This window comes from Actinopolymorpha sp. B11F2 (assembly GCF_040195635.1).
In the GTDB taxonomy this organism is placed as follows: domain Bacteria; phylum Actinomycetota; class Actinomycetes; order Propionibacteriales; family Actinopolymorphaceae; genus Thermasporomyces.
The window spans coordinates 145,819-158,210 of record NZ_JBEFTX010000019.1 but is presented as its reverse complement, the minus strand read 5'-3'; the positions used below and the strand labels follow the sequence as shown (position 1 = coordinate 158,210).

General features: G+C 67.5%; 12 protein-coding genes. 6 read left to right on the top strand and 6 right to left on the bottom strand.

Annotation, left to right across the window (positions count from 1 at the left end):
• Window positions 1-642: PASTA domain-containing protein (locus ABN034_RS28210; RefSeq protein WP_349694012.1), on the top strand; the 642-nt coding region annotated here is incomplete at its 5' end.
• Between the two features lie 23 nt (window positions 643-665).
• On the opposite strand, the gene ABN034_RS28205 is transcribed toward ABN034_RS28210, so the two are convergent.
• A complete protein-coding gene (locus ABN034_RS28205; protein ID WP_349694011.1) occupies window positions 666-4,787 on the bottom strand; it encodes a S8 family serine peptidase in 4,122 nt (1,373 codons plus the stop codon).
• Window positions 4,788-5,006: 219 nt separating this feature from the next.
• Between ABN034_RS28205 and ABN034_RS28200 the strand changes: the two genes are divergently transcribed.
• Window positions 5,007-5,987 carry a helix-turn-helix domain-containing protein gene (locus ABN034_RS28200; RefSeq protein ID WP_349694010.1) on the top strand — a complete coding sequence of 327 codons (981 nt, stop codon included), beginning with the start codon at window positions 5,007-5,009 and terminating at the stop codon, window positions 5,985-5,987.
• A 30-nt stretch (window positions 5,988-6,017) separates the two neighbouring features.
• Here the strand turns inward: ABN034_RS28200 and ABN034_RS28195 are convergent, their stop codons facing one another.
• Together ABN034_RS28195 and ABN034_RS34615 are read right to left on the bottom strand one after the other, a co-directional pair.
• Window positions 6,018-6,620 (bottom strand): hypothetical protein, encoded by a 603-nt coding sequence (locus ABN034_RS28195; RefSeq protein ID WP_349694009.1) that lies wholly within the window; start codon window positions 6,618-6,620, stop codon window positions 6,018-6,020.
• The gene (locus ABN034_RS34615; RefSeq protein WP_502879105.1) at window positions 6,581-6,784 is read right to left on the bottom strand and encodes a hypothetical protein; all 204 of its coding nucleotides are present in this window, start codon (window positions 6,782-6,784) and stop codon (window positions 6,581-6,583) included. The genes ABN034_RS28195 and ABN034_RS34615 overlap by 40 nt, the downstream gene beginning before the upstream one ends.
• 127 nt (window positions 6,785-6,911) lie before the next feature.
• Here ABN034_RS34615 and ABN034_RS28190 point away from each other — a divergent pair, with 127 nt between their 5' ends.
• Complete coding sequence (locus tag ABN034_RS28190) at window positions 6,912-7,601, top strand: GntR family transcriptional regulator (RefSeq protein ID WP_349694008.1); 690 nt, start codon at window positions 6,912-6,914, stop codon at window positions 7,599-7,601.
• Window positions 7,602-7,659: 58 nt separating this feature from the next.
• Here ABN034_RS28190 and ABN034_RS28185 read toward each other — a convergent pair whose 3' ends face one another.
• The 3 genes from ABN034_RS28185 to ABN034_RS28175 form a co-directional block, all read right to left on the bottom strand.
• Entirely contained in the window at window positions 7,660-8,901 is a 1,242-nt protein-coding gene (locus ABN034_RS28185) for an ankyrin repeat domain-containing protein (protein ID WP_349694007.1), read from the bottom strand.
• Between the two features lie 116 nt (window positions 8,902-9,017).
• Window positions 9,018-9,152 (bottom strand): hypothetical protein, encoded by a 135-nt coding sequence (locus ABN034_RS28180; RefSeq protein WP_349694006.1) that lies wholly within the window; start codon window positions 9,150-9,152, stop codon window positions 9,018-9,020.
• A gap of 40 nt (window positions 9,153-9,192) precedes the next feature.
• On the bottom strand, window positions 9,193-9,378 hold the full coding sequence (locus ABN034_RS28175) for a hypothetical protein (protein ID WP_349694005.1): 186 nt from the start codon (window positions 9,376-9,378) through the stop codon (window positions 9,193-9,195).
• A gap of 492 nt (window positions 9,379-9,870) precedes the next feature.
• On the opposite strand from ABN034_RS28175, the gene ABN034_RS28170 reads away from it, so the two are divergent.
• The 3 genes from ABN034_RS28170 to ABN034_RS28160 are packed head-to-tail and all read left to right on the top strand — an operon-like array spanning window position 9,871 to window position 12,323.
• On the top strand, window positions 9,871-11,199 hold the full coding sequence (locus ABN034_RS28170; protein ID WP_349694004.1) for a TrkH family potassium uptake protein: 1,329 nt from the start codon (window positions 9,871-9,873) through the stop codon (window positions 11,197-11,199).
• A complete protein-coding gene (locus tag ABN034_RS28165) occupies window positions 11,192-11,863 on the top strand; it encodes a potassium channel family protein (RefSeq protein ID WP_349329487.1) in 672 nt (223 codons plus the stop codon). Before ABN034_RS28170 ends, ABN034_RS28165 begins: the two co-directional genes overlap by 8 nt.
• 43 nt (window positions 11,864-11,906) lie before the next feature.
• Window positions 11,907-12,323, top strand: coding sequence for an ATP-binding cassette domain-containing protein (locus ABN034_RS28160; protein ID WP_349694003.1), 417 nt, complete (start codon window positions 11,907-11,909; stop codon window positions 12,321-12,323).
• The last annotated feature ends 69 nt before the right edge of the window (window positions 12,324-12,392 follow it).

Below are 12,392 nucleotides of genomic sequence, written 5' to 3'. Positions count from 1 at the left end.
ACCCCCGCCCCCGAAGGCTCCACCATCACCGTCTACTACTCCAGCGGCCTCATCGAAGTCCCCGAAGTCCTCGGCGAAAGCCAAGCAGTCGCCGAAGCACGACTAGAAGACGCCGGCTTCAAGGTCAGGCAGGTGGAGCAGGAGTCCGCCGATGTGCCACGCGGAACGGTCATCGAGCAGACCCCGACCGCCGGCGAGCGTCGCCAACGAGGCTCCACCGTCACCATCGCGATCTCCGGCGGCAAGCCGCAGGTCACGGTGCCGGGTGGCCTGATCGGATCACAGGTCGCCCAGGCACAGGCGATGCTGGAGTCCCAGGGCTTCAACGTCGACACGGTCGAGGATCCCCGGTCCTCCGAGGCCCCCGGCACCGTCACCGCGGTCGACCCCGCCGAAGGGAGCAGCGTCGAGGCCGGCTCGACGGTCACCCTCTACTACACCCCCGCGCTGGTCCCCGTGCCCGACGTCGTCCAACAGAACGAAGACGACGCAGAGGCAGCGCTGAGCCAGGCCGGATTCAGGGTGCGGACGATGAAGCAGCGGACCTCCGACGTCCCGCCAGGCACAGTCATCGCGCAGGACCCGGGCGCCGGCGAACAGCTACCACAAGGCTCCACCGTCACCATCGTCGTGGCCGGGTAACCGGCAAAGAGCCACTGTCCGGCCTAGGCGCCGGCATCGAGGCCGTAGGCGCGGGAGATGGTCTGCTCGATCGTGTTGCCCTCCGCGTCCTCGGCGTACGCACGAATACCAACGGCTCCGCTGGTCTGGTGAAGTGGCGGGTGGGTGATCACGGCGCGGTAGGTGTTGCGGCCGAGCTCTGACGTCGCCACCCGCTGCCAGTGCTCACCATCGTCGAAGGTCACCGACAGCTCGACGGACGTGAGTCGGGGCTCGGGGTCAACCTGCGCACCGTGGTAACCGCTGATCGTGATCGCGTGGGTGCTGCTTGCCGGCCGCGTGTTGTCAGAGTCGAGGTCGAGGCCGTATCTCAGATAGAGCAGGTGTTCGGCCTCGCATGGTGCGTTCGGGTCACCTCCGATGAGAAGTTGGCCCCAGCAGCGGTATTCCGGCGAGGTCGCCCCGGACGCACGGCTCGAGGAGAAGGTCCAGGCGGTGTCGACGTTCCTGGCGTAAAGGGTGCCGGGATAGAGGTCGGCGTAGCTCAGCGTGTAGCGGTACGTCGACTCCCCCGCGGGCAGTTCGTAGGTGGGTATGGGAATCTCGATGCAGAAGAACAGGCAGCCCAGGAAGAACGTGCCGATCTCGAGGGGCACCTCTTCCGCTCCCCGGTAGAGGTGCTGTTCGTAGCTGGCGTCGCCTCCTTGGAGGTCCGGGCTGAGGTACCACGTGATGTCGCCCAGATGGTTCGTCTCGCTGTCGGTGAGATTGAACATCGGCGTGAACGTGTCGACCGTACGACATGCTGGACAGAACGTCGCGTCGACGCCGAACACCGGCACCGCGTTGCCGAGGGCCTGCACATCGCTGGCGAACCTGCTGACCCCGGGCACCAGCGGTGATGATCCCCAGGTCTCGGTTCTCCTACCCGGTCGGTCGAAAAGGTCGATCGCTTCCTGCCGCGGACCATCGCCGTAGATGGTCTGCCGCTGCCAGAGCATCGTGTCGCTGAGCGGCCCGACGTATTCCGTCCGCGACCGCGGAGCCGAAGACGCCAACGCGACGGAGTGGGCGGTGCCGACGATCTCGCCGGCCCGTTGGGCGGCCCACTCGGAGGTCACCTGTACCGGCTGGTCGGCGTGGATCCGGTTGTCGATCCGGTAGAGGTCGTGGCTGTCGACCTTGTGGTCCGGATCGCCGGACACCTTGTCCGCATAGAACTTCAGCGCATAGACGTACGTACTCTCGGCACTGCCCACGGTCTTGACGATGATCTTGTCGTGCGCGGACTGCAGAGTACGGACGAGCGCACGTCCCTCGTCGGCGGGCAGGCTGAGGGTGGGAATGGGGTAGACCGGCCACTGTCGCGTGGCGTCGAGAAATGCCCGACCGCTCGCACCGAAACCGACGACCGCGGCCGCACCGGCGTTCGCGGCGGTGGTCACCCGGTCGAGGGCGTCGGCGGAGCAGGTGTCCTGGCAGATGTCGTCCAACGACAGCAGGACGAGCTTGCCGCGAACGTCGACCCCCGCGAAGTCGTCGGGAAGACCGTTGCCGGCGTTGACCAACTGCAGGTCATGATGCCCGTCCAGCTTCGGATACTTCGGGTCGACGCCCTGGTACGCGGGGTTCAACCGGCCGGGTTGCCCAACTGCCGTCATGCGGATCAACGGCTCGCCACGAAGGTGCTGGCTGACCGAGCCGAACGTGCCCTGGGTGACCTTCCCGGTCGGCAGCATCCAGTAGTTCTGGGCGCCGTAGGCGGCGTCGACGTCCCCTTCCACGTGCCACCGCTTGCGCGCATCGATGCGCTGGTACCCCATCCAAGCGTCGTAGCTCTCAGTCGGTCTCGGCGTCTCGACGGTGAGCTTCTTCGCCTTCTGCAGGTCGAAGCTGACCCTGGTGTCGGCGGAGAGGTCGACCTGTGGGGCGATCGGGAGGGCGTGGTTCCACTCGCCGTCGACGTCCTTCCAGCTGACGCTGGTGGCCACCATGTAGGGGCCTTTGGCGAGCGTGACCGTGCCGGAGTCGCCCGGCAGGTAGACCGGGCCGTCGTCGAGGTCCTCCCGGCCGTCCATCCGTACGACGAGCGGTCGACCCACCCGCACCTGGGTGGCGCCGGTCGGCGCGTTGGTCGAAACGGTGAGGGTCGCCGTGGCTGGCGCGTTGTAGATCCCGATCGTCGTGGTGAGGCGAGTCTCCGCGTTCGCGTCGGTCGCGCGGACTGTTCCCTGGTACGCACCGCCGCCGATCACCTTGCGGGGATCGAGTCTGGCGCTGATGCCCACGCTTCCATGCGCCGGGACGACGACGGTCGTCCGGTCGAGCGTGAGCGTTCCGGTGGGCGCGGGCCCGCCGTCGTACGCACGAAGTTCGGGGAGCAGTGTCAACGTCACCGGTTTCGCCGTGATGTTCGTATAGGTGAGGGCCCTCGAGATCGGATCTGCCTGCGGGTAGGCCACGTGCCCGAAGTCGAGGCTGCCGTCGGCGTACACGCCCTGGCCGACCGCGCGAGCAAGGTCGACCCGCCCGGTGCCCTGCTCGTAGGCGGTGGAGTTGCCGGCTTTGGCCGTACTCATCAAGGCGTGCTTGAGCCGCGGCGCGGTCCAGTCCGGGTGTTGCTGGGCGAGGATCGCGGCGGCACCGGCCACGTGCGGCGTCGCCATCGAGGTTCCGGAGAGGCTGGTGTAGAAGTCGTTGACCGGGGTGCCCTGCGTCGTGTCGTTGGCCCGCGCGGCGACGATGCCGACACCGGGTGCGGCGATGTCCGGCTTCAGACCGCGGTCGCCGGCTCGCGGACCACGACTGGAGAACGACGCCACCGCATCGGACCGGTCGACCGCGGCCACGGTCAGTGCGGAGTCCGCGGCCCCCGGCGCACCGATCGTCTGTGCGGCTGAACCTCTGTTGCCGGCCGCGATGACGAACAACGCCCCCGAGGTAGCGGTCAGGTTGTCGACCGCCTGGCTCAGCGGGTCCGTCCCGTCCGTCGGGTCGCCGCTGAGGCTCATGCTCACGACCCGGGCATCGTGGTCGACGGCCCATTCCATGCCGTCGATCACCCAGGAGAAGTTGCCTGACCCGTCGTCGTCGACCACCTTGGCGTTCAGCAGGTCAGCGCCGGGCGCGACGCCCCGGTATCTCCCCTCCGACGCATCGCCGGTTCCTGCGACGGTCGAGGCCGTGTGTGTGCCGTGGCCCAGGTGGTCGGCAGGGTCGGCCTCGGTCGTGAAGTTCTGTTGCTCGATCACCTTGCCGGCGAGGTCGGGATGCTCGGCATCGATGCCGCTGTCGAGAACGGCGACCGTGACCCCGGTGCCGTCGAAACCGGCTGCCCACGCGTCCGGTGCGCCGATCTGCGGCACGCTCCGGTCGAGATCCGCATGCACCTTGCGGTCGAGCCAGATGCTGGCGAGACCACCACGCAGCGTGGACGGCGATCCCTGCCCCGCCTGCTTCGCTGACGCCACCACGGCCGACCAGAACGTCGTCGCCCGCTCCTTCTCCACATCGACCGCGACCGCGTGGACACTTTCCAGAGTGCGCCGTCGCGCACTGGCCGGCAGGGCCTCAGCTCGCGCGGGCACGGTCGTCCGCCAGGTCGACGCCGGATACCGAAGGATCACCGGAAGGTGGGTGCTCCGGCCGTCGGCGTAGCCGTTGGCTGCCAGGTAGCCGACGTCGAACAGGCCCAGGTCCAGCCGACGGTCGGCGATGAGCGCGGTCGCGTCGGACGGTACGACGTACAACTCCTCGCCGTGCTTCAGCGTCTGGAACGCCACCGGTGGCTGGCCAGCGCGCGCCGCGGGAGTGATGCCGCGAATCGCGGGCCTGCCGTCGGGAGCGACGCCGACACTCACCCGGTCACCGCTGATCAGCGTGACCTCGTTCACCGGCGTTCCGACGGCGGGTGCGGGCACCTGGGCGCTCTGGGGGGCGGCACCAACTGCTGCCGGCGCGGGTGCGGCGCTCGCGTTGGTCGCACTGGCAGCACGTTCACTGACGGCACCCGCCGCGCCGACGCCGCTGGTGGCGCTGGTGGCGCTGGTGGCGCTGGTGGCGCGCGCTGAGCTGGCGGCACCCGCGGCACCGGAGACGAGCAGCGCCACGACAGCCAGGCCGGCTATCCCCGCCCTCGCGCCGAACAGTCCGGATGGTTGTCTCATGGACGCTCCTTGGTCCTGGCACAGCGCAACCCCGGAACCGGGGAGTGGAGGGTGGAATTCGGCCGCGGGTGAGGAGGACGATCTGTCACCGAGAGCCGGCTACGCCGCCGTTGATCGTCCGTGGCGCTACTATCCCGCCGTACTCTCGGACGGCACAAGACCGCCAGACGGCGGATATGTGGCTGTTGGCGGATGTCCGCCAGTCCGGATCGGAGAGAGATGTTCGAGGTCCTCGGGCTCACAGCGACGGAGACGGCGCTCTACACGGCCCTCATCAACAATCCCCGTTCGACCGCGACCGAGTTGGCTGGCCACGTGGGCATCTCGGAGCAGGAAGCCGACCATGCCGCTCACCATCTGGTCCGGCGGGGGTTGGCCAACCGGCTACCAGGTGCGGAGCCGCGTTACCTCGCGGTGGCACCGGACATCGCACTCGACCCCCTGATCGCCCGACACGACGAGCAACTCCGGCAGGCCCGCCAATCCAGCCACGAGCTTCTGGCGGCGTTCCGCGAGTCCTCCCGCCACATCCACCCCGCCGAACTGATCGAGGTCATCACCGGAACGGACAACATCATCAGCCGCGTCCTCCATTTCCAGGAGACCGCACGGGTGCAGCTTCGAGGCTTCGACCGGCCGCCCTACGCGATGCGTCCGGGCTCCGGCAGGTCGACAGAGGTACGACGGCTCGCCGAAGGTGTCACCTATCGCGTCATCTACACGCCGGAGGCGCTGACGTGGCCCGGCCGCGCCGGCAGTGACATCCGGGCGGGATGCGAGCACGGCGAGCAGGCGCGTGTACGCCCGGACCTCCCGGTGAAGCTGATCATCGTCGACGACCGGCAGGCGTTCGTTCCCGTGCACACGGGGCGCAACCAGGTCGAGGCCGCGCTGGTGGTCCATCCCTGCGATCTCTTCGACGCACTGGTCGCTCTCTTCGAGTCCGAGTGGGAGCGGGCGGTCCCCCTGCGGTCGTTCGTACCCGGTGATGAGCATCCGGGCTACCCGAGCCAACCCGACGAGACCACCGCCGCGTTGCTGCTCTGCCTGTCGGCAGGGCTCACCGACACCAACATCGCTCGCTCCCTCGACAGCAGTCTGCGGACGACGCAACGGCACATCCAACGGCTCATGCGCGAACTCAACGCGTCGACCCGGTTCCAGGCGGGAGTGGAAGCGCGTGAACGGGGCTGGGCATAGCCCCCGCGACACGTCCTTGCATGTCGGCAGTCAGCGTGAGTGAGGAGCTGACCCGTCGATGATGTGATGCACTTCCTCGATCTCGAGCGTCGTTCGTGGGACTTCACGGATCCCGAGATCGGCGGTGATGCGGACGATCCGGTCGTAGAAGGCGCGGAGCGCCTCTTCGCTCTGCCATACAGACATGAGGCGGAGTTGGTCATCCTCGCGATAGCAGACGTGGTAGAGCCGCTCAGGCGGTGCGCCGAGTCCGGCTTCGTCGAGGCGTTTGCGGATCTCTTTGTACTGTCCTGCGTTCAGTCCCGGCGGATCGAACCTCACCAGGAGACGCGGCGGTCCCTCGACGTCTGTCCGTGGTGGCCTGATGATGTCGAACACGCGGTTGACATCGGGCTCCCACAGGACGACCTCGAGCTCCTCGGCTGTCGGCAGGAGCGTCTTGCCGAACTCCTGGAGCTGTTGGGGCGATTCCCAGACATCGGCGACTTTCAGCCGGTCCAGGGGTCCGTAGGCGACGTGGTAAAGACGGCCCGGTGGCGCACCCGCGCCCCTGTCTTCCAGCCGACGGACGAGCTCGTCGTAGAGTTCGGCCGTCATTGTGGCCATCCGGTCGAACCTGAACAAAAGCGCCATGCTGCCACTTCCCTCCAAGCCCGCCGGCGAGAGTGCTGAGCCAGGACCACCTTGGAGGACTTGCCTCCTCCATCCTCGCACCGCAGCGGGTCTCCCGCGCCGGTCCTCTCTTGCAACAGGTGCGACGCGGCCACCTGCACAGGATGCCGGACGACGTGCACGATGGGCGCGTCCGGAAACAGCTCCCCCAGGAACCGGATGGAGAGCAGGTTGTTCGGACGGATCGACGTCGAGGATCGGCATACGATCGACCGCGACAGCGCAGGATGACGCGTTCGGCTGGAGGCGCCGGTGGCACGCAGCGAGCGGACCGTGCTCGTCGACGGGGTCTACGACGCGCTGAAGGAACGCATCATGGACCGGGCGACCGCGCCCGGCACGCGACTCAGCATCGAGGGCATCGCCGCCGATCTCGGCGTGAGCGCGACACCGGTCCGCGAGGCGCTTGCCCGTCTGGCGGCCGAACGGCTGGTCGCGTTCGTGGCATTCAAGGGATACACGACCAGGCCGCTGCTCAACCAACGCCAGCTGGCTGACCTGCTCGACGTCCGGCGGCTCATCGAGACGGAGGCGGCCAGACTGGCGGCGCAGCGCGCGATCCTCGCTGACCTGCGGGCGATGGAGCGTGAACTCGCCGCGATGGACGTCCTCGCCCCGACTCCGCGCTATCGCGACTTCCGTACGTACCTCCAGCACGACCAGCGCTTCCACGAGGCCCTGGTCAGCGCGGCAGGCAATCCGGTGCTCCTGGAGACGTTCCAGGGTCTGCACACGCACACCCAGCTGGCCAGGCTGGTGCATGATGTCGGCGCGTTCGACGACAGCGAGAACGCCGTGGAGCACCACGCGATCGCGCAGGCCGTGAGAGACCGTGACCCCGACCGCGCGGCGGAGGCGGTGCGCGTGCATCTCGACCGGTACGAAGCGCAACTGGGCGAGCAGCTCGACTGTCCCGGCGCGGACAAGCGCTCTATCCGCTGATCGTGCCGGCGCTCTTCGGCAATGCGTTCTTCACTTTCCTTGTGCGGCGGTTCATCGGTCAGCTCTCGCCCGCTCCGTGTCGGCGGAGGAGATCGTTGACAGCTTCGTTGGCGGTGGGGAACTCGACCGCGGCCACGCTCGCCCCGGCTGCGAGCAGACTCTCGATGACCGGCACGAAGTCCTTCGACGGGGAGCGGTTCGCCGACCAGACCGCACAGCCAAGGACGGTGGCCCTGTGGTGGTTGTTCGTGTCCTCGAGTGGAGCGTGGCGCTCCAGCAGCAGATCCACGATGTCCAGGTGCCCGTAGATCGCGGCCCAGTGCAGCGCCGTCAGGCCGGCAAAGCCCCTCGCGGCCAGGTCGACCCCACGCTGAGCCAGGAACTCGACGATTCCAGTACGCCCGTGCACGGCTGCACACACGTTCGCCCACCCGAGGTTCGCTGTCGGGTCAGGCGCCGAACGCGGCGTGGGGACGCTCACCAAGCGGACCTCCGGGCGCAGGACGCCGTTGTCGGCCACGAAGGCCCGCACAAGGTCCTCCCGGCCGAGACCCGCTGCCGCGACCACATTGTCCACCCTCGCACCCCGCTGGACGAGCGCCTCGGCCGCGGCAGAGTACTGGAACATCACCGCGGTGAGCAGCGGTCCGCCGTCGTCTCCAGGCCCGTTGACGGCTGCCCCGAAGTCCAGGAGCTTGTGGACCAAGGCGACCTGTACACCAGCCTCCGCCGGATGCGCGCTGGAGACGAGCAGGCCCATCGTCGTCGCCGGCCCTCCGTACATGGACGCCGTGGCGTCGACCTCGGCGCCACGGGCCAGGAGGAGATCAGCCACGTCCACGGCATTGCTCGGCGTCTTCTGCCGATAGTTCTCCACACCGTTGGCGGCCACATAGTGCAACAACGTCGCGCCATGAACACGCGTCGACCGCTCCCGGACCAGTCGCGGATCGCTGTCCAGCAGCGACTCCAGGACCGCCACGTCACCCCGGACCATCGCGTCCACTGCCGACTCGTACTGTCGAACGGCGCCGTTGGCCAACCCCTGCAGGTGTTTCGAGAACTTCGGCCAACTCTCGAAGCCGTGTTCACGAGCGATCGCGAACTGGGACTCGGCAAGCGTGCAACCCGAAGCGGCGAGCTCACCGTCAGTCTCGCTCGCCCGGGGCCGCTGATGATTGATCCGCCGGATGGCCTCGGGATCTTCGGCCCTACAGGCTTTCAGGAGGTCCTTCGCCTGCTTCTTGTACTGCTCGAGGCTGGGGCGCGGCGGCAGCGACCGGGCATAGATGGCATCCATACGAACCTCTTTCGTACGTCGCCTGGAGTCCGCCCGAATCAGGCTGAAAGAAGGTTCGTCACCTTCACACTGATCAAGAGGGTGGGCACGGCCCTTTCCGCGGACTGGATGCGCACCTAGCGCTGAAGGGCACAGTACCTCCACGATTCCGCAGCCGGCAACTGCCAGACCGCACGGGTGGCGTCGCCGACGACTCCACCGAGCCCGGCGGCGTTGGCCTCGTTGATCGCGGCCTGCTGCGGGTCGTCCACGACCAGGAAAGCGACCCGCGGCGGCGACGCCAACAGCGTGTCAAGGGCATCTCCGGACGGTGCACGTGATCCCTGTCTTCTCCTCGACGTACCACCACGCGGCTGCCTGTCGTTCCGCCCCGCGCCGGGTGAGGTACCGCTTGCCGTACGCCTTCTCGTAGTCGGGCTGTTCGCTGTGGGGATGGTCCCTGTACTGCAGCACGATCTCCCATCGCTTGAACTTCATGGACGCCTCCTCGGCAGGGTTGGGCCTTGGCGTGTGGATGGCAGGCAAGGGTTTACGACCTGTCCGGTGCGGTCATAGGGAGGTAGGCAAAGATCGCCACGCGACCCAGGCGATGGCGGTCACGACGCCAGCATCCGGTCCAGCAGTGCGTCCAACGTGATCACGCCGGACAGAGTGTGTTCGTTGTCGCCGACCGCGAGGAAGAGGGGCCGGAAGATTCACCCCAGCCAGGGGGCGAGCCACCTCTAGATCCGGCGTATCCCACCCAACAGTCGGGAAATCCGCCGCCAACTCGCCAGCACGCATCAGGAAGCCCCTCACGGCACGACATCACCAACGACGCCGACCAGGCTTCCCGGCACACCAGCGGCCAACATATCGCACCCGCGAAAGATCGCCCTAGTGCCGTCGCCGGACCTGAACCCCTCGGTATCCCCGCCCGCGGTGACCCTGCCGAGAGGTCTCGGATGTGCTGAGGGATCATGGGCTCTCGTGCGTCGGACGATTCAGCACCCGGCACGGTTGGTGCCGCTCGCCTTCCTCGTGACGATCGCGGTCGGCACCCTGCTCTTGGCGCTCCCGCTCTCCCATGCCGGCGATGGCCGGGCGCCGCTGCTGACCGCACTGTTCACCTCGACGTCTGCGGTCTGCGTCACCGGTCTGATTGTGGTGGATACCCCGACGTACTGGTCGGTTTTCGGTCAAACCGTCATCATGGCGCTGTTCCAGGTTGGCGGCTTCGGCATCATGACCGGTGCCTCCCTACTCGGGTTGCTGGTGACCAGGCGGCTCCGCCTGCGCAACCGGCTGGTGGCACAGGCAGAGACACGTACCCTGAGCCTCGGTGACATCACCAGGGTGTTGAAAATGACTCTTCTGGTCACCGTGAGCGTCGAACTGGCGGTGACTGCGGCCCTTACCCTGCGAATGCACGCGGCGTACGAAGCGACGTGGCCCGGCGCCCTGTGGCATGGCGGTTTCCATGCGGTGTCGGCGTTCAACAACGCCGGGTTCTCCACCTACTCTGACAACCTCACCGGTTTCGTCGCCGATCCAGCGATCATCGTGCCCATCATGGTGGCGATCGTGATCGGCGGGATCGGCATTCCGGTGCTGTACGACCTGAGCCGTGAGCGACGACCCAGCAGGTGGTCGATCCACACCAAGCTCACCGTCGGCGGGACAGTGATCCTTCTCCTCGGTGGTATGGCAGCGTTCCTTGTGTTCGAGTCGGCCAATCCGGGCACCGTGGGGCCGCTTGACGTCAACGGCAAGGTGCTGGCATCGCTCTTCCACTCGGTGACGTCGCGGACTGCCGGCTTCAACTCCGTGGACGTGGCGGAACTTCGGCAGGAGACCCTCGGCGTCACCTATGTCCTGATGTTCATCGGCGGTGGCAGCGCTGGCACCGCAGGTGGCATCAAGGTGGCCACGTTCCTGTTGCTCGCGTATGTGATTTGGGCGGAAATCCGCGGCGAGCCGGACACCATCGTCTTCCGCCGACGGATCACGTTGGACGCCCAGCGCCAAGCACTCTCCGTCGCCCTCCTCGGCGTTGCCGCAGTCGCCCTTGCCACCCTGGTAGTCCTGTCCGCGACCGACTTCGCGCTCAGCGACGTCCTCTTCGAGTGCGTCTCGGCCTTTGCCACCGTCGGGCTGTCCACCGGCCTCACACCCGACCTTCCAGCACCCGCTCAGGTGGTGCTTATCATCGTGATGTACGTCGGGAGAGTGGGCACGATCACGGTGGCAACCGCTCTCGCGCTGCGCACCAGACACCGCCTCTACCGGCTTCCAGAGGAGCGACCGATCGTTGGCTAGACGGACAGTCCCCAGACCCGACAGCGTGGTCGTCATCGGCCTCGGCCGTTTCGGCAGCGCGGTCGCCGGCTCCCTCGTACGCCTCGGCCACGACGTGCTCGGTATCGACGAGAACCTCGACCTGGTACAGCGTTGGTCCGACCGGATCACCCATGTCGTCCAGGCCGATGCCACGGACGCCGAAACACTGCGCCAACTTGGTGTCGCCGACTTCGGCCGAGCCGTGGTGGCCATCGGAACCGACATCGAGGCCAGTGTGCTCACCGTCCTCGCCCTCGAAGAACTCGGCGTCGCTGACGTCTGGGCCAAAGCCATCAGCGACAAGCACGGACGGATCCTGGAACGCACCGGCGCCCACCACGTCGTCTATCCCGAAGCCGACATGGGCGAACGCGTCGCCCACCTGGTCACCGGACGGATGATCGACTTCATCGAGTTCGACGACGGCTTCGCCATCGCCAAGACCGGCACGCCCGGCGAGGCAGGCGGCAAAACCCTCGAACAGTCCAGACTTCGCAGCAAGTACGGCATCACCGTCGTCGGTGTCAAGCGGCCCGGCATGGACTTCACCTACGCCCGCCCGGAAACGACGACCCACGCGGGCGACTTGCTCATCGTCTCCGGCCCCACCATCCAGGTCGAAAAGTTCGCCGCCCTGACCTGATGACGGGACGACCCCGAGGGGTTGTCCGCCGAGGACGTCCTACGTGGTTGCACCTGGCCGAACAGGTCCGCCCCGAACGGAGTTCGGTCTGGTCCCGCGTCGGATACCTCGTGAGACGCCCGCTGTCTACCCGGAGCTGACGGTGCGGGAGAACCTCGAGATCGTCCGGCGGCTGCGAGGGTTGACCGGTCCGTGGGTTGTCGACGACGTCCTTGCGCAGTTGGGACTCGTGCCCTACGCCGGCCGCCGCGCCCGCACCCTCTCCCCTGGGAACAGCCAACGACTCGGGCTGGCGAAGGCACTCATCCACCGGACGGACCTACTGATCCTCGACGAACCAGCCAACGGCCTCGACCCGGCCGGGTTGCAGGAATCCGCGACCTGCTCCACGATCTCGCCCACCGCCACGGCGTCGCCATCCTGCTGTCCAGCCACATCCTCACCGAGGTCGCCCGGCTAGCCACCCGGATCGCCGTCATCCACCACGGACGCATGGTGGCGGAGCTCGCCGCGGCAGACCTCACCGCCC

Bases quoted from the DNA above. Each gene is read 5' to 3' on its own strand.
- ABN034_RS28200 (WP_349694010.1), top strand. From the start codon at position 5,007: ATGTTCGAGGTCCTCGGGCTCACAGCGACGGAGACGGCGCTCTACACG.
- ABN034_RS28185 (WP_349694007.1), bottom strand. From the start codon at position 8,901: ATGGATGCCATCTATGCCCGGTCGCTGCCGCCGCGCCCCAGCCTCGAG.
- ABN034_RS28175 (WP_349694005.1), bottom strand. From the start codon at position 9,378: ATGAAGTTCAAGCGATGGGAGATCGTGCTGCAGTACAGGGACCATCCC.
- ABN034_RS28195 (WP_349694009.1), bottom strand. From the start codon at position 6,620: ATGGCGCTTTTGTTCAGGTTCGACCGGATGGCCACAATGACGGCCGAA.
- ABN034_RS28205 (WP_349694011.1), bottom strand. From the start codon at position 4,787: ATGAGACAACCATCCGGACTGTTCGGCGCGAGGGCGGGGATAGCCGGC.